Raw genomic sequence first — 20,053 nt, 5'->3', positions numbered from 1 at the left:
GTCAGGCCGGCGGCGTCCCCGGCGCAGGGGCGAGGGCGGGTCGCGCGCACTCCTGAGTCGTCGGACGTGACCTCACGCAGAGCTGGGACGTGCGCCGGACCGGTCCCTGAGCTGCTGCACCTGCCACTCGTGCACGCCGACCACCCAGTCCCAGCCGTCCTGCGCCGACGGCCCGATCCGGGGGTCGTCCGGCTCCTCGCCGTCACGCAGGGCCTGCACATAGGCACGGTCCTGGTCGATGCGTTCGCGCACCTGGCCCGCACCCCCGACCGAGCCGTGGCCGGGCACGACGACCGCCGCAACGCCCGCCACGGCGTCGAGCAGCCGCAGCCCGGCGAGGTAGTCCTCCACCGGGTCGGCGTCGTCGTCCGTGTCGAGCATCGGCACCAGGACGTCGGAGAGCATGTCGCCGGCGACGAGCACCCCACGGTCCTCGATCCACAGCGCCGCGTGGCCCGGCGCATGCCCGCGGTGCTCGACGATCCGGACCACAGGGCCGTCCCAGGGGAGCTCCGTCGTCCCGTCGGGCAGACCGATGAGGAGGCCGAGCAGGTCCATCGGCACCTGTCCGTGGATCTCCGGCGGCAGGTGCTCGGCGATGCGGACCTTGGTGGCCGGGTCGGCCAGCTGGTCCCGCATCGTGGCGGCACCCAGCGCCGTGGCGTAGCGAGGCGCCTCACCGAGCCGGGGGTGCCACAGCACGTGGTCCCAGTCCGGGTGCGTGGAGAACGCGGCGACCACGGGCTGGCCGAGGCCGGCCAGGTCGTCGGCGAGGCACTCCAGCTCCGCGCCGGTGAGCCCCGGGTCGACCAGCAGCACGCCGGACCCGCCCTGCACGACGACGGCGTTGCTCTGCACGAACTCGCTCTGGTGGACCAGCACGCCCTCGGCGACCTGTGTCAGCACGGCGTCACGCCGAGACCGAGAGGCCCTGCAGCCAGGCCCGCCAGGCCGGCTCCTCGCGCCGCACGTACTCCGCCGCGCCGGCGGAGAACAGGTACGCCCGGACGCCCGCCGTCGCCTTGTCCCCCTCCTCCGGGTACGTGTAGACGCTGAGCATCCCGGGCACCGGAGCGGTGAGCCGCACCAGTGCCTGGTGCTCGCCCGCACGCTCGACCGTGCCGGTGGCACCGCGCACGTCGACGCTCGCACCCTCGTCGCCGAGGCCGAGAGCGTCACGCACGGCGGACCAGAGCGCCTCCGCGGAGCCGGGGTGGGAGGCGGTGACCTCCAGGTGGGTGGCCTCCTGCCCGGGGAAGTGCGCCAGGTAGAGGCGCAGGTTGTCGAAGAACGGCATCCAGCCCGGACCCATGTCGTCCCAGAACTCCTGCTCCCAGTCGGCACCGATTCCGAAGCCGCTGGTGGTGACCCGCACGACGCAGGTGCCGCCGGACTGCGCCTCGACGACGAACTCCGACGTCAGCGGGCTGAGGTCGTCCGGGTCCTTGCCCATGAGGGCGGCCCAGTCCTCCGCGTAGACGAGGCGGCGCGGCGGTTCCCAGGCGGTGACCTCGCCCGTCGAGTCCATCTCGGGACCCATGACGAAGCGCAGGCGTCCGCCCTCGCGCTCGTCCAGCTCGGTCGGCGTGAACCAGGCACTCATGCCCTTGGCGGTGGCGATGGCCTGCCAGACCTGCTCCGGGGTGCCCGGGACCTCGACGCTGAACTCCAGGCGGTACGGGACGGTCGGGATCGTGCTCATGAGTCCTCCTCAGGGAGCGGGTGGGCGGCGACGACGAGCCGGTGCGGGCGCCCGTCGTCGTGGTGGTAGCGCGCGGCCAGGTCGAGCACCGCGGCGGTGAGGTCGTCGGCGAAGGCGGCCCGGTCGGCGGCCGACCGGAACCCGATCTGCGTGTCGATGGTCAGCGTCGGCAGTCGCTTGCCGGACGCACCGGCCCGCCGAGCCAGCGTGCCGACCTCGCGCACCAGCCGGCCGGCCAGCGCGACGAGGTAGCCCGCCGACAGGTGGTCGGCGGTGGCGTCCGGGTCCGCCGCCGAGGCGCTGACGGCTGCAGGCGACACGACGTACGACGCCGCCGACGCCTGCAGCACCCGCTCGGTGATGCCCCCGTGCATCCGCTCCTCGGACAGCTCCACCAGGCCGTGCGCCTCGAGCGCCTTGAGGTGGTAGTTGACCTTCTGGCGCGCGATGCCCACCCGCGCGGCGAGCCCCGCGGCGGAGGCCGGGACGACCAGCTCGCCGAGCAGCCGCGCCCGGACCGGGTCCAGCGCGACGGCGGCTGCCTGTGCGCTCTCGATGACCTCGACGTCCTGCATCACGCCACGGTGGCATTGACAAGATTAGTTGTCAAGGGCTCGGAGGTTGCACCTCGGTCGTGACGGGGAGCGTGAAGAGGTCCGAGCAGATCTCGGCGCCGTCGATCGCGAACTCGTCGACGTCCGCATCGGCGGGGACGGGCTTCATGCCGGTGACACAGATGCGCCAGACCTCGTTGCCGCCGTCGACCCGTTCCGCTCTGCCCCACTGTGCGTAGTACTCGTTGGTCTCGGTCGCGGGGTACACGGTCGTCTGCGTCACGAGCTCCTCGCCCGGCCGGTAGCCGGCGTTGTACCAGGTCTGGACAGGTGAGACCCCGTGGACGTCCACCGAGTACCAGGCCAGGTCAGGGTGGTCCATCGCCGACCAGGTGACCTCGAGCGCGTCCGCCGCGCCGATCCACCGGACGCGCACAGGGCTGTCCGCGGCAAGCATCCGCCCGGCCGCCTGCTCCGGGGCGGGTTCTGCGGTTGGGGGTGCGGCGAACGGCAGGCGCCAGTCGTTGATGCCACTCCACGCGAGCACCAGGGCAACGAGGACGCCGGCGGCAGCAAGGAGGATCTCGAACCGGCGACTGCGCCACACCGATGATTCCTCCGCACGCGCCGCCATGGCGCCATGGTGCCGCACGCAGGGGACGAGCACTCGTCGCAGCAGGGATCACGGGAGCGACCCGCGGAGTCGTTACGATTCGGCGGGTAGGGCCTCTAGCTCAATCGGCAGAGCAGCGGACTTTTAATCCGCGGGTTGTGGGTTCGATCCCCACGGGGCCCACCAGGTCGTCGGACGGGTTCCCCGCTGAGCGAACACCGATCCGGAATGGCCCACCGGTCCGCGAAGGTTCTGGTCAGCAGGACGTGCGGCGCAGCGAGCGCCGCCCAGAGAGACGAGGACCCATGACCGTCGCGACCGCCGACCTGCCCACGACGACCGCCGAGCTGACCCGCCAGGACCGGTGCGACCGCTGCGGCGCGCCGGCGTACGTGAAGGCGACCCTCCCCACGGCCGACGGGATGGAGCTGCTGTTCTGCGGTCACCACTTCCGCGCGCACGAGCTCAAGCTGGTCGCCGCCGGCGCGACGATCCAGGACGAGCGCCACCGCATCGACGCGTAACGGCTACTCGACGGGCTGGAGGTCCGCCGAGACCTCGACGGCACGGTCGAGCAGGCCCTCCGCCGTGACGTCGGGCGGGTCCGCGGTGGGGTAGGAGACCATCACGCCGACCACCGACGAGCCGTCCTGGCGAGCCGCGACCTCGATCACCATGTCGCGATCGTCCGCGGAGTTCCGGTCCCAGGCGACGATCGTGGAGCCGTCGTCCTCGATCGTGAACTCGTAGTCCGGGTCCGGGGTGGCAGGGACGCAGTTCTGGGCGAGCCGGACCTGGTCCATCAGCTGCTCCGCGGCGGACTCGGACTTCAGCTGGTACGCCATGGACCACACGAGGGTGTCACCGTCCTTGAAGAGAGCGGTGCCCTCCTTCACCGGTGACAGCCCCGGCGCCCAGAGCGACCCGAGCGCCTGGCACCGCAGGATGCGGTTGACGCCGGGTGCCTCGATCCAGTTCTCGTACGGTCCGGCCCAGTCGCCGTCGGGCAGGTCGGCCACGGTGAGCGTGCCGTCGGTCGGGAACTCCGGTGCGGTCGGCTCGTCCGGCGTGCACCCTGCGAGCAGCAGGATCGCGGCGCCCGCCGCGACGGCGATGCGGTGACGTGATGTCCTCATCGGGTGCTCCCTGGGGGCGCGTCTACTGGAAGTAGGCATCGAACGCGCTCTGGTAGGCCTCGTCGAAACCACGCTGGTCGAGGATGACGCCCGCCCCGGAGTCGGAGTCGTTGAGCGTCGTGAGCCCCTTGAGGCGGTCCTGGGGGGACAGCTCCTGCAGCTCGGACCAGGAGATCAGGGTGCCGTCGGGGTTCCAGATCGGCGAGCCGTCGGGGGTCAGGTGCCCGCCGTGCGCCGCGATCGCCTGCAGCGCCGCGTACCGGGACCGCTGCAAGGACTCGTCGGCCTTGCCGTTCCACTCGCCCATCGCCGCGTCCTCGAGCGACGCCCACTTCTCCGTGGCGGAGTCGGTCGCCTCGCTGATGCCCTTGTCGAGCGCGAAGGAGATCGTCTGCTCCACGACCGCGCCCCCGCCGGCCTTGGTCACCAGGCTGCCGAACGGGATCATGCCGACGCCGTCGGACGCCAACGAGATCCACAGCTGGCGCGTCTCGTCGTCACCCTTGGCCTTCGCGATGGCGGAGTCGCCGACAGCCTTGACGAACAAGCCCTCCAGGCCGCCCTGGTCGGTGTAGGCATTGGTCCAGTTGTCCTCGCCCGCCTCGGTCCCCTCGTCGAGCGAGGCCAGGGCGAGGCTGTACTTGCGGTCGGCGTAGGCGTCGAGCCCGCCCCGCAGCGTCGTCATCCCGTCCGGGGTTCCCGACGCCAGCGCGATGAACGTGGTCAGCGAGTCCTTGTTGAAGAACGGCGTCAGCGACTGCCCGTCCGCGAACGACACGTCGAGCATGGAGGAGCCACCCTCGTTCCAGTCGACCGGGGCTCTGTTGGCGGCCGCGACGTCCGCCCCGTACATGTACGTCGCCAGGATGTGCGCCAGGTGCTCGGACGCGTCGGTCCCGCCCATGTCGCCCGTGAGGGTGTCACCGTCGATGCCGGGACGGTGCCCGAGCAGGTTGACCGTGTGGCTGGCGAGCGTCGCCGCCTGGCCGGCCTGCGTGGGGTCGGACAGGATGCTCGGGTCCGTGGTCGCCGCGTCGAGTGCGCCGCTCAGGGCGCTGAACTGGTCGTCGCTCCACTTGCGGTCATGGATCCAGTACATCTGCCGGTCGTTCGGCTCGCCGTTCCCGCCGCCCTCGCTGAAGAAGTCGAGGGAGACCTCCGCATTGTTGGCCAGCGCGGTCATCAGGGAGACCGACGGGTCCCAGGTGGCGGAGATCGCGTCCTCGGGGAAGTACGCACCCCACTTGTTCGGGCCCATCATCCGGCTGGACCACAGCCCGGCCTGGCCGTCCGCCTCGACCCGCTCGTAGGCGTCGATGGCGTCGGCGGCGGACGTGAGGAACTCGTCCGAGTAGTCCGAGTCGTAGAGCAGGAACGACAGCGCGCTCGAGTAGTCGCTCCAGTACTCGCGGAACTCGTCGCCGGGGTGGGCGGCCGCGTCGACGAGGCTCTCGGCGTAGGTGCGCGACTTCGTCGGGGTCCACCCCTCGTCGGCCGTGTGCAGGCCCTCCTTGAGGTGGTCCAGGATCGACAGGCGCAGCTCGGTCTCGTCGACGCCCATGTGGCCGGCGGTCTCGGACATGAGGTCGAACAGACCCTCGGGTCCCACCTCGTCGAAGAACGACCCCATGACCAGCTGGTCGTCGACGTACCGCGCCAGGAGCCCGTCGAGGGTCTTCTGGCCGTCGGTGTCGCTGCGCGCGTGCTCGGTCGCCGAGTACTCCGCGAGCTCCTCGCCGAGCGCCTGCTTGACCGAGTCGAGCGACTCCGTGCTGCCCGGCAGCGTGTACTCCAGCACCCCGGAGGGGACGTTGCCGTCGTCGCCGGTGTTGACCAGGACGGCGAGGTCGATCCGCGCCTGCAGGTCCTGCCAGCGGTCGGAGACCGCGACGAGGTGCGTGCTCAGCGCGGTGCTCATGACGCCCGTGTCCGCGAGCGCCGGGTAGGAGGCGTTGCTGACCTCGGTCCACTCGGCCATCGCCTTGTCCCAGAACGACTTGAGGTCGCTCACGGCGCCGCGCAGCTCGTCGACGTCCATCTTCACCAGGACCATCAGTAGTGCCTCGCCATGCTCGCGCGGGAGTCGATCCGGCCGCCGTCGGTCTTCCACTTCAGGTCCGGTCGGGCGTTCACGTCGATCTCCGGGGGCTCGCTCTCCGCGTCCGCCTGCAGCCGGTCGTGCTGCCCGTCGAACGCACCCCGCACGCCGAGGCCTGCTCCGCGGACGTCGTCGACGAAGTTCTGGCGGACGGTCGACCCGTCGGCCACCCACGCGCGCTCGATCCGGCCGGCGACCGCGTCGAGGGGGTTGCCGTACACGGCCCCGATGGCGAGCCGCGACCCGCCGGCCGTCGTGGCGGCAGCCTCGAGGCGATCGCGCAGGATGTTCGGGCGGCGGTCAGGTACGTCGTCGGTCCCCGGTTCACTCACAGTTGCCCCCACTGGTCAGGTATGTCCGGCTGCGCGCAAGGGTAGCCAACTGTGCGCCGGCCGGGCGACGCGCGCCCGACCTGGTCCGTAACCTGGAGCGATGGCAGTCGAGGTGCTTCCCGCGGTCGGGCGCTACGACGACTTCTTCGAGGTCGTCGGCGTCAAGAAGCCGGGCGGCGGCGGGTGCTGGTGCATGGCGTACCGGGACAGCCGCGTGCCCAACGAGGAGCGCGGCCAGTACATGCGCGACGAGTGCGCGCAGGAGCCCGGTCCCGGGGTGCTCGCGTTCGTGGACGGGCAGGCGGCGGGCTGGTGCTCGGTGGCCCCGCGGAGCACGTACCGGCGGCTGATGCACTCTCGGACGATCCCGTTCGTCGACGGGCGGGACGCGTGGAGCGTCGTGTGCTTCGTCGTACGGCCGCGCTTCCGGGGTCAGGGGCTGATGCACGAGCTGCTCGAGGGGGCCGTGGCGCACGCCGCCGCGCACGGGGCCGAGGTCGTCGAGGGGTATCCGGTCGTCGTGGACAGCGGGGACCGGGTGGATCTCATCTCCGGCTACGTGGGCACCAGCCGGCTGTTCGAGGCGGCGGGCTTCACGCACGCGGCGGAGACGACCGGCCACAGCGGTGGCCGGTCGCGCGTGGTGATGCGGCGGGAGCTGACCTGATGACGGCGGGTGACGGGCTCGGTGCGGACGATGCCGCGCTGCGCGGCCGGCTCCTCGTCGCGCGCCCGAGCCTGCGCGAACCCACGTTCCACCGCACGGTCATCCTGCTGCTGGACCACAGCGAGTCGGGTGCGGTCGGCATCGTGCTGAACCGTCCGACGACGGTGGACGTCGGCGTCGTGCTGCCCGACTGGCACCCGCACGCGAGCGACCCCCCGGTGCTCTTCCAGGGCGGACCGGTCGGGCTGGACGGGGCGATGGGGGTCGTGGCGCTGCCGCGGGGCGCCGCCCTGCCGCCGGAGGTCGACCGGGTGACCGGACGGTTCGGCCTGGTCGACCTCGACGCGCCGCCGGAGTCGGTGGTCCCCCACGTCGGCGGGGTGCGGGTGTTCGCCGGTTACGCCGGCTGGGGCGACGGCCAGCTGGAGGCGGAGCTGACCGAGGGCTCGTGGTTCGTCGTCGACGCGGTCCCCGACGACGTCCTCACCGCGGAGCCGGACGGTCTCTGGCGGCGGGTGCTGCGGCGCCAGGGCGGCGACCTGGCGATCGTGTCGACGTTCGCCGAGGACGCCAGCCTGAACTGACGGCCGGGACGGCCGATCACGGTGCGCTGTGCCAGGATCGCCGGAGCACACGAACGAGGGAGAACCGATGGCCGGCGGTCTTGCCGCTCTTCTGGACGACATCGCCGCACTGGCGAAGCTGGCTGCCGCCTCGGTGGACGACATCGGCGCCGCCGCGGGCCGGGCGAGCACCAAGGCGGTGGGCGTCGTCGTCGACGACACGGCGGTCACGCCGCGGTACGTGCACGGCTTCTCGCCGCAGCGCGAGCTGCCCATCGTCAAGCGGATCGCGATCGGGTCCCTGCGCAACAAGCTGCTGTTCATCCTCCCGGCCGCCCTGCTGCTCAGCCAGTTCATCCCGTGGCTCCTGACCCCGATCCTCATGGTCGGCGGCACGTACCTCGCGTACGAGGGGGCCGAGAAGATCTGGGAGCTGGTCAGCGGCCACGCCAAGGAGCACACGACCGTCCCCGTCGCCGTGCAGGGCGAGGACACCGAGAAGTCGATGGTGGCCGGCGCGATCCGCACGGACTTCATCCTGTCCGCCGAGATCATGGTGATCGCCCTCAACGAGGTGGCCGACGAGCCGTTCGTGTCCCGCGCGATCATCCTCGCCGTCGTGGCGGTGGCGATCACCGCGCTGGTCTACGGCGTCGTCGCGCTCATCGTGAAGATGGACGACATCGGCCTGCACCTGGCGGAGCGCGAGAACAAGGCGCTGGCGACGGTCGGCCGCGGGCTGGTGCTCGCGATGCCCAAGGTCCTGTCCGTCCTGTCGACCGTCGGCATCGTCGCGATGCTCTGGGTCGGCGGGCACATCCTGCTGGCCGGGGTCGACGACCTGGGCTGGCACGCGCCGATCGACCTGCTGCACCACCTGGAGGAGGGCGTGCACGGCATCGCCGGTGTGGGCCCGTTCCTCGCGTGGCTGATCGACACCCTCGGCTCCGCGCTGGTCGGCCTGGTCGTCGGTGCGGTCGTCGTCGCGATCATGCACGTGATCCCGAGGCGCCGGAAGGCCGAGCCCGCGCACTGACCGGCCGGTAATCGTTGTAGAGGGTCTTGCCGGACTCGTCCGGATCGTCCTATGGTCGTGCCGATCACCGGGATGTTAGCGCTCACATCGGACGCGACAGAGTCCCGGGCGAGGCGCACGACGACGTGCGCGCAGGGGAGGCTGCCATGCCCGTCACCACCCGCCCGATGTCCGCGATCCTCGCTCTGGCGCTCGCCGTGCCGCTCGGCATCGCTGCCGCGGCGCCCGCGAGCGCGGCGCCACCCGTGCCCGACGGGGCGTGGATCGACAGCTTCGAGAGCACCACGCTCGGCCCGCGCTGGACCGTGCTCAACGACGAGCCGACCGCGCGCTCGCTCACCGCGAACCCCGGGGCGCTCACCCTCACCGCGCTGCCGGGAGACACCTGGCAGGGCAACAACTCGGCCCGCAACGTCATGACCCTCGACATCCCGGACGGCGACTTCTCCGTCTCGGTGCGCGTGCAGGCCTCCGTGTCGCGGACCTTCCAGGGTGCCGGGCTCATCGCCTACCAGGACCTCGACAACTATGTGCGCTCCGGACTGACCTACGTCGGCGGGCTGACCCCGTCGGGCGTCGCCATCGAGAACGACGTCGAGACCGCGGCGACCTTCGCCGCCGACCACTTCGAGGACCGCCCCGGCTCGACCGGCGAGACCCTGCGGCTGACCCGCACCGGGGACACGGTGACCACCGCACGCTGGGACGAGCCGACCACCGCGTGGGTGGACGTGAACGCGGTCGACGTGACGTTCCCCATCGAGCACGTGGGGCTCTACGCGCTCGCCGCGCAGGACGGCACCACGTTCCCGGCCGTGTTCGACGACGTCACGCTGGTGGCGTCGCCCGGTGAGGACGTCGTGCCTGACGGACCGTTCACCCTGCGCGCCCCGGGTGCGGCTCCGCACCTGACCACCGGCGCGGACGACGCGATCGTCGTGGCGGAGCAGCGGCCGGGTGACCCGCTCGTGCTCGAGGCGACCGAGGTGGCCGACGGGCTCGAGCTGGCGGCCGGCGAGCGGTCCGTCACCGTGCTCCCCGACGGCCGGCTCGCGCTCGGCGGCGACGCCACGGTGCTCCGGCTGCGGGAGGCCGGCGGCGGGCGGCTGCACGTCGTCTCGGCGGACGGGTCACAGGCCGTCGGGATCGTCGACGGAACGCTCGTGCTGGGCGATCCCGACCTCGCCGCGGGCTTCGTGCTCGAGCCGTTCACCCTGGCGGAGGGCACCACGATCGCGATCGACGGCGACGGGACCGACGCCGAGATCTCCGACCGGCTGTACGGGATCTTCTACGAGGACATCAACTACGCCGCCGACGGCGGGCTGTACGCCGAGCTGGTGCGCAACCGCTCGTTCGAGTTCAACGCGGCGGACAACGCGAGCTTCACCGGCCTGACCGCCTGGGACGTGCTGGACCGCAGCGGCGCCGGCACCACCGTCTCGGTGGTCGACGACGAGGGCCGGCTCAACGCCACCAACCGCACCCGGGCCGTGCTGGTCGCGGCCGCAGCGGGTGACGGGCTGCGCAACGCGAGCTACAACACGGGTGTCGCGGTGCGGGACGGCGCGTCGTACGACGCGAGCGTCTGGGTACGGACCACCACCGCGCAGACGCTGACGCTCGCGGTCGAGGACGGCACGCAGACGGTCGCGTCCGGCACGGTCGACGTCGACGGCTCGGACACGTGGCGGAAGTACGAGGTCACGCTGACCGCGAGCGCGACCACCGACGCGGGACGGCTCGTCGTCCTCGCCGGTGCCGCCTCGACGCTCCACCTCGACCAGGTGTCCCTGTTCCCGCAGGACACGTGGGTGGGCCCGGTGAACGGCACGTCCGTGCTGCGCAAGGACCTCGCGGAGAAGATCGCCGCGCTCGACCCGTCCTTCCTGCGCTTCCCCGGCGGCTGCGTCACCAACGTCGGCACGTTCCGCACGTACGAGGAGTCCGGGTACACCGACCGGCGCCGCACGTACCAGTGGAAGGAGACCATCGGGCCGGTCGAGGAGCGCGCCACCAACTGGAACTTCTGGGGCTACAACCAGTCCTACGGCATCGGCTACCTGGAGTACATGGAGCTGGCCGAGGACCTGGGGGCCATCCCGCTGCCCGTGCTGTCGGTCGGCGCCAACGGCTGCGGGAGCACGATCCCCGAGATGACCGACCCGATGCAGATCGCCCGCTGGGTGCAGGACACGCTCGACCTCATCGAGTTCGCCACGGGTGACGTCTCCACGACGTGGGGAGCGGAGCGCGCCGCGCTGGGCCACCCCGAGCCGTTCGAGCTGCCGTACATCGGGCTCGGCAACGAGGAGAACACCACCACGTTCGAGGCCAACTTCCCGGCGTTCCGGGACGCGATCGCGGCCGCGTACCCGGACGTGAAGATCATCTCCAACTCGGGTCCGGACGACACCGGCGCCCGCTTCGACGCCCTCTGGGACTTCGCCCGCGAGCAGGACGTCGACCTGGTCGACGAGCACTACTACAACGACCCGAGCTGGTTCCTGGCCAACACGGAGCGCTACGACTCCTACGACCGCGAGGGTCCGCACGTGTTCCTGGGCGAGTACGCCTCGCGCGGCAACACCTGGTGGAACGGATTGTCCGAGGCCGCGTACATGACGGGCCTGGAGCGCAACGGCGACCTGGTGGAGCTGGCGTCCTACGCGCCGCTGCTGGCCAACGAGTCGTACGTGCAGTGGTCGCCGGACGCCATCTGGTTCGACAACGACGAGTCCTGGGCCAGCGCCAACTACTGGGTCCAGCACCTGTTCTCGAACAACGTCGGCGACCAGGTGGTCCCGAGCACGCTGACCACCCCGTCCGTGGAGGCGCAGCCGCTGGACGGCGGCGTGTTCCTGTCCACGTGGAACACCTCCGCGGCCTACGACAACGTGCGCGTGACGGAGAACGACGGCGGCGCCGTGCTCTTCGAGGACACGTTCACGGACGCCTCGGCATGGTCCCCGCAGACGGGCGACTGGTCGGTGGTGGGCGGCGAGTACGTGCAGTCCAGCACGACGACCACCGACGCCCGGAGCATCCCCACCGGCACCTACGAGCAGGACTGGAGCAGCTACACGCTCGAGCTCGACGCCCGCAAGACCGCAGGTGCCGAGGGCTTCCTGGTCGGGTTCGCCGCCGGTGGTCCCAGCGACTACTTCTGGTGGAACCTGGGCGGCTGGAACAACACCCGCCAGGCGCTGCAGAAGGCGGACGGCGGCGGCGCCGGTGAGGTGCAGGCGGTCGAGGGCCACAGCATCGCGACCGACCAGACCTACCGGGTCAAGGTCGTCGTCGAGGGCCGGCACATCGAGCTGTACCTCGACGGCGTGCTGCAGATGTCCTACGACGACCCGGCCCCCGCGGCCGACGTGTTCCAGGTGGTCACACGCGACGAGGACAGCGGCGACCTCGTCGTCAAGGTCGTCAACGTCTCGGCCGCCACGCAGCGCACGCAGGTCGAGGTCGCCGACGCCCAGATCGCCCCGACCGGGTCGGTCACCGAGATCGTCGCTCCCCCGGGCGCGACGAACACCAAGACGGCACCGAGCACGGTCGAGCCGGTCACGCGGGAGCTCGACGGGCTGTCGTCGTCGTTCACCTACGACCTGCCGCCGTACTCGGTGACGTTCCTGACCCTGCACACGGTGCCGGCGGACACGACCGCCCCGACGGTCGACTCTCTCCTGGTCTCCCCCGACCCCGTGGGCGACTGGCGTGCGGCCCCGGCGACCGTCGCGGCCACCGCGTCGGACGACCGGGCGGTCGTCTCGCTCGAGATGTCGGTCGACGCCGGGCCGTGGACGCCGACCGCGTCCGTGCAGGTCACGGAGCACGGCGAGCACACGGTCGCCGTGCGCGCGACGGACGCGGCGGGCAACGTGTCCGAGGTCCGGTCGGTCACGTTCGCGCTCGACGCGACCGCCCCGACGACGTCGGCGAGCATCGACGCCCAACGGCGGATCACGCTCACGGCTGCCGACGAGGGCTCCGGGGTGGAGCGGATCGAGTACCGGGTCGGCGCGGGCGCCTGGACCACGTACGCCGGTCCCGTGCAGGTCGGCGCCGAGGCCACCGCGGTGGAGCACCGGGCGGTCGACCGCGTCGGGAACGTCGGCACGACGACGAGCACCCCGGTACCCGCAGTGACCGCCGTCCGGTCGACGACCACGGTCATGATCGAGCCATGGCTGGTCCGCCGCACCATGCAGGCCACCCTCACGGCGACGGTCCGGGCGGCCACCGGGCCGGCGCCCACCGGAGCGGTGACCACGACGGTACGGCCGCTCCGGCTGCACGGCGAGGGACCGGTCGTCGCGCAGGTGACGGCAGACCTGACCCCCGGCGCGCAGCGGGCGTCGACCGCGACCCTGCGGCTGCCCCGCGTTCCCATCGGGCTCTACGCGGTGGACACCCGGTACGCGGGCTCGCCCACGGTCCAGTCCTCGAGCGCGTGGAGGCTGCTGGTCGTGCTGCCCTGACCGACGGGCAGAGCGGGGCGCGTGCGCGAGGGACCCGTGCACGCGCCCCGTCAGGCGGCGGGCGCCAGCTCGCGGACGATGGCGCGAGCGGCTCCGTGCTTCGCGCCGACGTTGAGCCGGGCGATGACGGAGTCGTCGGTGACGTCCACGAGGCTCACCTGGCTCAGGAGCAGCCGCTTCAGCTCGGCGCGGACGAGTCCACGAGGAGCAGACAGCAGCACCCGGTCGACGATCGGGGTCTTCCCGCTCTCTCGCGAGACCAGCAGCAGACGCTCGGACGTGGAGACGCACCAGACCGCCGGGGCGGTGAACGCCACGCTCACGCCGAGCATCCCGCCGGTGAGCGCGAGCGTCGCGACGGTGGCTGCTGTCGTCGCGGCGACCGACTTCGCGGCGTTCTTGGTGGCCGAGCGCTTGACCTGCACGACGACCACGTTGCGCACCTCCTCCCCCGGCTGCAGGAACGGGGCGAGCTGGTCGAGGAGCGCGCTCTTCGGCGACACGGTGTCTCCCTTGGGGGTGAGTGGTGTCGGCGATCCTAGGGCGACGCGAGAGCCGGCGTGGGCGGTTCGGGCATCAGGCGGACTCTGACCACCGGTCGATCGTGACCGTCCCGAGATCTGGATGTTACCTACCGGTAAGACCCTCGACATGCCGGATACATCAGTGTGCTACCCATAGCCCACTGAGAACCCAGCCGGCGGGTGCGCCCCTGCGCGCCCGCGGCTCTGACAGAAGAGGTAGCGCATGACCTCCCTCGCACCATCACGCCGCCGCGTCCTCGCGGCGACCGCAGGTCTCGCAGCGACCGCCCTCGTGCTCACCGCCTGCTCGGGCAGTGACGGCGACGGCGGCGCCGACGGCGGGAGCACCTCCGCCGGGGGCGCCCTGACCATCGGCACCACCGACAAGGTCACCACGCTCGACCCCGCGGGCTCGTACGACAACGGCTCGTTCGCGGTGATGAACCAGGTGTTCCCGTTCCTCATGAACACGCCGTACGGCAGCCCGGACGTCGAGCCGGACATCGCCGTCTCCGCGGAGTTCACCGCGCCCACCGAGTACACGGTCACGCTGAAGCCCGACCTGAAGTGGGCCAACGGCCACGACCTGACGGCCTCGGACGTGAAGTTCTCGTTCGACCGGCAGGTCGCGATCGCCGACGAGAACGGCCCGTCGTCGCTGCTCTACAACCTGGACAGCACGGAAGCGGTCGACGACACCACGGTGGTCTTCCACCTGAAGTCGGAGAACGACCAGATCTTCCCGCAGATCCTGTCCAGCCCCGCGGGCCCGATCGTCGACGAGGAGGTCTTCGCGGCCGACGCCCTGACGCCGGACAACGCGATCGTCGACGGCAACGCGTTCGCCGGGCAGTACACGATCACCAGCTACTCGTTCAACGAGCTGGTCTCGTACGAGGCCTACCCGGACTACGCGGGCGTCCTGCCTCCGGCCAAGACCGCCGAGGTCAACGTCAAGTACTACGCGGACTCGTCCAACCTCAAGCTGGACATCCAGGAGGGCAACATCGACGTCGCCTTCCGCAGCCTCTCGGCCACGGACATCGAGGACCTGCAGGGCAACGACGACGTCAAGGTCGTCGACGGTCCCGGCGGGGAGATCCGCTACATCGTGTTCAACTTCGACACGCAGCCGTTCGGCGCCAAGGCCGACGGTGCCGACCCGGCGAAGGCCCTCGCGGTCCGCCAGGCGGTCGCCCACCTGATCGACCGCACGCCGCTGTCGGAGCAGGTCTACAAGGGCACCTACACGCCCCTGTACTCCTACGTGCCGGACGGCCTGACGGGCGCCACCGAGTCCCTCAAGGGTCTGTACGGCGACGGCGACGGTGGTCCGGACGCCGCCAAGGCGAAGTCCGCCCTCGAGGCCGCCGGCGTCACCACCCCGGTCACGCTCAGCCTGCAGTACTCGAACGACCACTACGGCCCGTCGTCGGCCGACGAGTACGCCCTCATCAAGGAGCAGCTGGAGAAGGACGGCCTGTTCACGGTCGACCTGCAGACCACCGAGTGGGTCCAGTACGCCAAGGACCGCACCGCCGACGTCTACCCCGCGTACCAGCTCGGCTGGTTCCCGGACTACTCCGACGCCGACAACTACCTGACGCCGTTCTTCCTCACGGAGAACTTCCTGTCGAACCACTACGCCAACCAGGCGGTCAACGACATGATCCTGGAGCAGGCGTCGACGGCCGACGCCGACGCCCGCACCGCCCTCATCGAGGACATCCAGGACGCCGTGGCCCAGGACCTGTCGACGGTCCCGTATCTTCAGGGCGCCCAGGTGGCGGTCGTGGGTACGGACGTCACCGGCACCGAGGACACGCTCGACGCGTCGTTCAAGTTCCGCTACGGCGCGCTCGCCACGAGCTGATCACGCCCGAGCAGGCCGACGGTCCCGCCTCCGAGCAGACTCGGGGGCGGGGCCGTCCGGCTCGTCCGCACCACGACACGCACGCGACAGGCAGGAACCCATGACCTCCCTCACCACCGACGTCCCCTCGGGCGTCGAGCCGGCGCCGGACGCGCGGGCGCCCCAGCGCAGGCCACCGGGCGGAAAGCTCGCCAGCTACCTGCTGGTCCGGTTCCTGCTGATCTTCCCGACGATCTTCATCCTGGTGACCACCGTCTTCGTCCTCATGCGGGCCACCGGTGACCCGATCACCGCCTCGCTGGGCGGCCGCCTCACCGCGGACCAGCTGGCCGAGCGCATCGAGGCCGCAGGGTACGACCGGCCGATCTTCGTGCAGTACGTCGAGTACCTGGGCCAGGTGTTCCGGGGCGACTTCGGCACCTCGATCTCCGACAACCGCCCCATCACCGAGATCGTCCTCACCTACGGTGCCGCGACCCTCGAGCTGGCCGTCTACGCGCTGCTCGTCGCGCTCGTGGTCGGCATCCCGCTGGGCCGCATCGCCGCCGCCCGCCGCGACAAGGGCGTGGACGCCTCGCTGCGCATCACCGGGATCCTCGCCTACGCGACCCCCGTCTTCTTCGCCGGCATCCTGCTCAAGCTCGTCTTCTCGGTGTGGCTCGGCTGGCTCCCGGTCGCGGGCCGCGCGTCCACCGACACGCAGATCGAGCTCCAGCGCAACGGCGCGGGCACGGGGATCTACCTCATCGACGCGATCAGCACCGGCAACCCGGCAGCGGTCCTCGACGTGCTCGAGCACGCGATCCTGCCGGCCCTGGCCCTCGGCCTGCTGACCGGCGGCATCTTCCTGCGGCTCGTCCGCACCAACGTCATCGGCACCCTCAACACCGGCTACGTCGAGGCTGCTCGGTCCCGCGGCGTCAACGAGCGCCGGCTGCTGCGTCAGCACGCGTGGCGCCCCGCGCTGGTGCCGATCATCACCGTCATCGGCCTGCAGGTCGCGCTGCTGCTCAGCGGCGCGGTGCTCACCGAGAAGACGTTCGAGTGGAAGGGCCTCGGCTTCCAGCTGGTCCAGTACCTGCTCGCGCGCGACTTCGTGGCTGTCCAGGGCATCGTCGTGCTGCTCGCCGTCGTGGTGGCGCTGACCAACTTCGTGGTCGACGTCATCGCCGCGCTCGTCGACCCGAGAATCAGGTACTGACATGACCGACCTCATCCCCGAGACCGGCCTCGTCGTCGCCCACGCGGCCCCGGCGACGCCCGAGCACACCTCGTTCTGGAAGCGCCTGCCCGTGGTGCACCAGGTCCGCACCAGCGTCGGCCTGCAGCGCACCATGCTGCTCGTCGGCATCGTGCTGACGCTGGTCTTCCTCGTCGTCGCTGCCTTCGCGCCGCTGCTGGCCCCTTACGGCTACGCGCAGCTGAGCTCGGGCGACGTGAACTTCGGCGCCCAGCAACCGCCGTCCGCCGAGCACTGGCTCGGCACCACGGTGGGCGGCTACGACGTGCTGTCGCGCACGATCTGGGGCGCCCGGCCCGCTCTCCTGGTCATCCTGGCCGCCGTGGTGCTGTCGATCTTCATCGGCGTCGTCGTCGGCCTCGTGTCGGGATACTTCGGCGGCTGGATCGACCGGGTCCTCGTCGTGATCGCCGATGCACTCTTCGCGTTCCCGTCCCTGCTGCTCGCCATCGTCGTCGCCATCGTCATCAGCGGCGGGCAGTCGTCGATGTGGGGCGGGGTCATGGCGGCCGCCATCTCGCTGAGCGTCGTGATGATCCCGCAGTACTTCCGGGTGGTTCGCGCCGAGGTGGTGCGGGTCAAGGCCGAGGCGTTCGTCGAGTCCGCCCGGGTGATCGGCTCCGGTCCGGTGCGGATCATGGGCCGGCACGTGCTGCGCAACTCGACGCGGACGCTCCCCCTGATCCTCACGCTCAACTGCTCGGAGGCGGTCCTCACGCTCGCGGGGCTCGGGTTCCTCGGGTTCGGGATCGAGCCCACCAAGGCCGGCGACTGGGGCTACGACCTGTCGCGGTCGCTGTCCGACGTGACCAGCGGCATCTGGTGGACGGCGGTGCCGCCCGGCCTGGCGATCGTGCTCACGGTGCTCGGGGCGACCCTGGTCGGTGAGTCTCTCAACGACCTCGCGGACCCGCGGCTGCGCACCCGCCGCGCCGCCAAGGCCGCGGTGCTGGCACCCGTGGCGGACGAGCTCGAGGAAGGGGACGCGAAGTGACCGACGTCGTCGACATCCGGGACCTGCGGGTCTCGTTCGCCACCGACTCCGGCACCGTCCGTGCCGTCGAGGGCGTCTCGCTGCAGGTGGCCGCCGGCGAGGTGCTCGCGATCGTGGGCGAGTCGGGCTCCGGCAAGACCGTGACCGCCCGGTCCATCCTCGGCCTGCTCCCGGAGACCGCCCTGACCAGCGGCGCCGTGCTGCTCACCCGCAAGGACGGCTCGGCGACGCACGACATCGTCACCCTGCGCGGCAGCGACCTGCGCGACGTGCGGGGCCGCGACGCCGCCATGGTGTTCCAGGAGCCGTCGACCGCCCTCAACCCGGTGTTCCCGGTGGGCTGGCAGATCGCCGAGGGCCTGCGCGCCCACCGCAGGCTGTCCGACAAGGACGCGCGCGCGCAGGCGATCGAGGTCCTGCGCCTGGTCGGCATCCCCGACCCGGAGCACCGCGTCGACCACTACCCGCACCAGTTCTCGGGCGGCCAGAAGCAGCGCATCGTCATCGCGCAGGCCCTGGTGCTCGACCCGGGCCTGATCATCGCGGACGAGCCGACCACCGCCCTCGACGTCACCGTGCAGGCGGAGATCCTCGACCTGCTGCGCCGGCTGCCGAAGGAGTTCGGCTCCGCGATCGTCCTGATCACGCACAACATGGGCGTCGTCGCGGACCTGGCCGACCGGGTCGCGGTCATGTACGAGGGCGAGATCGTCGAGCAGGCGGACGTGCGCACCCTGTTCGCCGCGCCGCAGCACCCGTACACGCGGCGGCTGCTGGACGCCGTCCCGCGGGTGGGTGGCCGACGCCTGCGCGACCGCGTGCGGGTGGCCGACGAGCTCGAGGCCCGGGTGGTCGACGAGTCGGCCACCCCGGTCGTCGAGGCGAAGGACCTGCGCATCGTCTACCCGGGGCGGCTGCGACAGCCGGACTTCACGGCCGTCGACGGCGTCGACCTCGTCATCCGGCCCGGCGAGGTCCTCGGCCTGGTCGGCGAGTCCGGCAGCGGCAAGACCACCATCGGGCGGGCGATCGCGGGTCTCACCCCGATCACCGACGGTTCGCTGACGGTCCACGGCGTCGAGATGCTCGGCGTCAAGGAGAAGCGGTTCCGCCCGGTCCGCAAGCGGATCGGGTTCGTCTTCCAGGACCCGGCGACGAGCTTCAACCCGCTGCTCACCATCGCGCAGTGCGTCGCCGAGCCGATGGTCGTGCACGGCCTGGCGGCGAACCCCGTCGAGGCGCGACCGAAGGTCGACGAGCTCATGGAGGCCGTGCAGCTGCCCAAGGCGTTCGGCGACCGGTTCCCGCACGAGCTGTCCGGCGGCCAGCGACAGCGCGCCAGCCTGGCCCGCGCGCTGATCCTCGGGCCGGAGCTGCTCATCGCCGACGAGCCGACGAGCGCGCTCGACGTGTCCGTGCAGGCACGCGTGCTCGACCTGTTCGCCCGCCTGCAGGCCGAGCTGGGCTTCGCGTGCCTGTTCATCAGCCACGACCTGGCCGTCGTCGACCTGCTCGCCCACCGCATCGCCGTGCTCCACCGCGGCGTGCTGGTGGAGGAGGGCACGGGCGACGAGGTGCTGGGCGCGCCCAAGCACCCGTACACCCAGCGGCTGCTGGCGTCGCTGCCGGTCCCGGACCCGCAGGAGCAGGCGGTCCGGCGCGAGCAGTGGCGGAACCTGCGCGCGCACGGGTGACGTGCGGCCGGTTCACCCCCGGGTGGACCGGCCCCCGCCCTAGCGTGACCGGATGCCCCCCGCAGACCGGTCCGCTCGCCCGCGCCTCGTGCGCGTGCTCGCGGTGCTGGCCGCGCTCGCGACCGTCCCGCTGTGGTCTCCCCCGCTGCACGTGACGACGGAGCAGGGCGTGGTGATGGTCGCGGCGGCGCCCCCGCCGGGCGTCGCGGAGATCCGGACCGCCTCGGTGGTGCTCGTCGTGGTGCTCGTCGTCGCGACCCTGCTGGTGGGCTGGCGGGCCTGCGTCCACCGTGCGCGACGGCTCGCCTCGCTGTTCGCGGTGCCCGCCGCGGCGCTCCTCTGGGTGGGCTGGCGGACCGAGGGCGGCGGCGGCTACACGGTCGCCATGTCCACCGTCACGGGCCAGGACCCGCCGCACGCGTTCGCGTCCCCGTGGATGCCGGTCGCCGTTGCGCAGGTGATGGTCGTCCTGGTCCTCGCCGCCCTGACGACCCTCGGGCTCACCGCGGCCCGGCGGGCCCGCGCGGACCCCTAGCCTGG

At 71.6% G+C, this 20,053-nt stretch carries 18 protein-coding genes and 1 tRNA gene; 11 read left to right on the top strand and 8 right to left on the bottom strand.

What is annotated here, in order from left to right:
• Positions 1-72: 72 nt before the first annotated feature.
• The 4 genes from RYN42_RS06740 to RYN42_RS06725 are packed head-to-tail and all read right to left on the bottom strand — an operon-like array spanning position 73 to position 2,890.
• Entirely contained in the window at positions 73-906 is an 834-nt protein-coding gene (locus RYN42_RS06740; protein ID WP_315094831.1) for an MBL fold metallo-hydrolase, read from the bottom strand.
• A gap of 4 nt (positions 907-910) precedes the next feature.
• On the bottom strand, positions 911-1,702 hold the full coding sequence (locus RYN42_RS06735; RefSeq protein WP_315094829.1) for an SRPBCC domain-containing protein: 792 nt from the start codon (positions 1,700-1,702) through the stop codon (positions 911-913).
• On the bottom strand, positions 1,699-2,277 hold the full coding sequence (locus tag RYN42_RS06730) for a helix-turn-helix domain-containing protein (protein ID WP_315094828.1): 579 nt from the start codon (positions 2,275-2,277) through the stop codon (positions 1,699-1,701). The genes RYN42_RS06735 and RYN42_RS06730 overlap by 4 nt, the downstream gene beginning before the upstream one ends.
• Before the next feature lie 31 nt (positions 2,278-2,308).
• Positions 2,309-2,890 (bottom strand): hypothetical protein, encoded by a 582-nt coding sequence (locus RYN42_RS06725; RefSeq protein WP_315094827.1) that lies wholly within the window; start codon positions 2,888-2,890, stop codon positions 2,309-2,311.
• Between the two features lie 89 nt (positions 2,891-2,979).
• Between RYN42_RS06725 and RYN42_RS06720 the strand changes: the two genes are divergently transcribed.
• Positions 2,980-3,055: transfer RNA gene (locus RYN42_RS06720), tRNA-Lys, on the top strand.
• Positions 3,056-3,174: 119 nt separating this feature from the next.
• Positions 3,175-3,393 (top strand): hypothetical protein, encoded by a 219-nt coding sequence (locus tag RYN42_RS06715; protein ID WP_315094826.1) that lies wholly within the window; start codon positions 3,175-3,177, stop codon positions 3,391-3,393.
• A 3-nt stretch (positions 3,394-3,396) separates the two neighbouring features.
• Here RYN42_RS06715 and RYN42_RS06710 read toward each other — a convergent pair whose 3' ends face one another.
• Genes RYN42_RS06710 through RYN42_RS06700 form a run of 3 tightly spaced genes read right to left on the bottom strand, consistent with a single transcriptional unit; the run spans position 3,397 to position 6,435 of the window.
• Complete coding sequence (locus RYN42_RS06710; RefSeq protein ID WP_315094824.1) at positions 3,397-4,005, bottom strand: hypothetical protein; 609 nt, start codon at positions 4,003-4,005, stop codon at positions 3,397-3,399.
• Positions 4,006-4,027: 22 nt separating this feature from the next.
• On the bottom strand, positions 4,028-6,058 hold the full coding sequence (locus tag RYN42_RS06705) for a DUF6571 family protein (protein ID WP_315094823.1): 2,031 nt from the start codon (positions 6,056-6,058) through the stop codon (positions 4,028-4,030).
• Positions 6,058-6,435 carry a hypothetical protein gene (locus RYN42_RS06700; RefSeq protein ID WP_315094821.1) on the bottom strand — a complete coding sequence of 126 codons (378 nt, stop codon included), beginning with the start codon at positions 6,433-6,435 and terminating at the stop codon, positions 6,058-6,060. The genes RYN42_RS06705 and RYN42_RS06700 overlap by 1 nt, the downstream gene beginning before the upstream one ends.
• Positions 6,436-6,535: 100 nt before the next feature.
• Between RYN42_RS06700 and RYN42_RS06695 the strand changes: the two genes are divergently transcribed.
• The 4 genes from RYN42_RS06695 to RYN42_RS06680 all read left to right on the top strand — a co-directional run bounded on the left by RYN42_RS06695 (position 6,536) and on the right by RYN42_RS06680 (position 13,188).
• On the top strand, positions 6,536-7,102 hold the full coding sequence (locus RYN42_RS06695; protein WP_315094819.1) for a GNAT family N-acetyltransferase: 567 nt from the start codon (positions 6,536-6,538) through the stop codon (positions 7,100-7,102).
• A complete protein-coding gene (locus RYN42_RS06690) occupies positions 7,102-7,686 on the top strand; it encodes a YqgE/AlgH family protein (RefSeq protein WP_315094817.1) in 585 nt (194 codons plus the stop codon). The genes RYN42_RS06695 and RYN42_RS06690 overlap by 1 nt, the downstream gene beginning before the upstream one ends.
• A gap of 67 nt (positions 7,687-7,753) precedes the next feature.
• A complete protein-coding gene (locus RYN42_RS06685) occupies positions 7,754-8,701 on the top strand; it encodes a DUF808 domain-containing protein (RefSeq protein WP_315094815.1) in 948 nt (315 codons plus the stop codon).
• A 146-nt stretch (positions 8,702-8,847) separates the two neighbouring features.
• Entirely contained in the window at positions 8,848-13,188 is a 4,341-nt protein-coding gene (locus tag RYN42_RS06680) for an alpha-L-arabinofuranosidase C-terminal domain-containing protein (RefSeq protein ID WP_315094814.1), read from the top strand.
• Between the two features lie 50 nt (positions 13,189-13,238).
• On the opposite strand, the gene RYN42_RS06675 is transcribed toward RYN42_RS06680, so the two are convergent.
• The gene (locus RYN42_RS06675) at positions 13,239-13,691 is read right to left on the bottom strand and encodes a hypothetical protein (protein WP_315094812.1); all 453 of its coding nucleotides are present in this window, start codon (positions 13,689-13,691) and stop codon (positions 13,239-13,241) included.
• A 244-nt stretch (positions 13,692-13,935) separates the two neighbouring features.
• Between RYN42_RS06675 and RYN42_RS06670 the strand changes: the two genes are divergently transcribed.
• The 5 genes from RYN42_RS06670 (at position 13,936) to RYN42_RS06650 (ending at position 20,048) form a co-directional block, all read left to right on the top strand.
• Positions 13,936-15,585, top strand: a complete 1,650-nt coding sequence (locus tag RYN42_RS06670) for an ABC transporter substrate-binding protein (RefSeq protein WP_315094810.1) — start codon at positions 13,936-13,938, stop codon at positions 15,583-15,585.
• A 100-nt stretch (positions 15,586-15,685) separates the two neighbouring features.
• Positions 15,686-16,786: an ABC transporter permease gene (locus RYN42_RS06665; RefSeq protein ID WP_315094808.1), complete on the top strand. Its 1,101-nt coding sequence runs from the start codon at positions 15,686-15,688 to the stop codon at positions 16,784-16,786.
• A 1-nt stretch (position 16,787) separates the two neighbouring features.
• Entirely contained in the window at positions 16,788-17,819 is a 1,032-nt protein-coding gene (locus RYN42_RS06660) for an ABC transporter permease (RefSeq protein ID WP_315094807.1), read from the top strand.
• Positions 17,816-19,513 carry an ABC transporter ATP-binding protein gene (locus tag RYN42_RS06655; protein WP_315094805.1) on the top strand — a complete coding sequence of 566 codons (1,698 nt, stop codon included), beginning with the start codon at positions 17,816-17,818 and terminating at the stop codon, positions 19,511-19,513. The genes RYN42_RS06660 and RYN42_RS06655 overlap by 4 nt, the downstream gene beginning before the upstream one ends.
• Before the next feature lie 52 nt (positions 19,514-19,565).
• Positions 19,566-20,048: a hypothetical protein gene (locus tag RYN42_RS06650; RefSeq protein WP_315094802.1), complete on the top strand. Its 483-nt coding sequence runs from the start codon at positions 19,566-19,568 to the stop codon at positions 20,046-20,048.
• The last annotated feature ends 5 nt before the right edge of the window (positions 20,049-20,053 follow it).

Source organism: uncultured Cellulomonas sp., assembly GCF_963527515.1.
In the GTDB taxonomy this organism is placed as follows: domain Bacteria; phylum Actinomycetota; class Actinomycetes; order Actinomycetales; family Cellulomonadaceae; genus Cellulomonas.
This window is presented reverse-complemented; position numbering and strand designations above follow the sequence as displayed.

Coding starts and splice junctions, on each gene's coding strand:
- RYN42_RS06735 (WP_315094829.1), bottom strand. CDS start 1,702: ATGAGCACGATCCCGACCGTCCCGTACCGCCTGGAGTTCAGCGTCGAG.
- RYN42_RS06730 (WP_315094828.1), bottom strand. CDS start 2,277: ATGCAGGACGTCGAGGTCATCGAGAGCGCACAGGCAGCCGCCGTCGCG.
- RYN42_RS06725 (WP_315094827.1), bottom strand. CDS start 2,890: ATGGCGGCGCGTGCGGAGGAATCATCGGTGTGGCGCAGTCGCCGGTTC.
- RYN42_RS06715 (WP_315094826.1), top strand. CDS start 3,175: ATGACCGTCGCGACCGCCGACCTGCCCACGACGACCGCCGAGCTGACC.
- RYN42_RS06710 (WP_315094824.1), bottom strand. CDS start 4,005: ATGAGGACATCACGTCACCGCATCGCCGTCGCGGCGGGCGCCGCGATC.
- RYN42_RS06705 (WP_315094823.1), bottom strand. CDS start 6,058: ATGGTCCTGGTGAAGATGGACGTCGACGAGCTGCGCGGCGCCGTGAGC.
- RYN42_RS06695 (WP_315094819.1), top strand. CDS start 6,536: ATGGCAGTCGAGGTGCTTCCCGCGGTCGGGCGCTACGACGACTTCTTC.
- RYN42_RS06690 (WP_315094817.1), top strand. CDS start 7,102: ATGACGGCGGGTGACGGGCTCGGTGCGGACGATGCCGCGCTGCGCGGC.
- RYN42_RS06685 (WP_315094815.1), top strand. CDS start 7,754: ATGGCCGGCGGTCTTGCCGCTCTTCTGGACGACATCGCCGCACTGGCG.
- RYN42_RS06680 (WP_315094814.1), top strand. CDS start 8,848: ATGCCCGTCACCACCCGCCCGATGTCCGCGATCCTCGCTCTGGCGCTC.
- RYN42_RS06670 (WP_315094810.1), top strand. CDS start 13,936: ATGACCTCCCTCGCACCATCACGCCGCCGCGTCCTCGCGGCGACCGCA.
- RYN42_RS06665 (WP_315094808.1), top strand. CDS start 15,686: ATGACCTCCCTCACCACCGACGTCCCCTCGGGCGTCGAGCCGGCGCCG.
- RYN42_RS06660 (WP_315094807.1), top strand. CDS start 16,788: ATGACCGACCTCATCCCCGAGACCGGCCTCGTCGTCGCCCACGCGGCC.
- RYN42_RS06650 (WP_315094802.1), top strand. CDS start 19,566: ATGCCCCCCGCAGACCGGTCCGCTCGCCCGCGCCTCGTGCGCGTGCTC.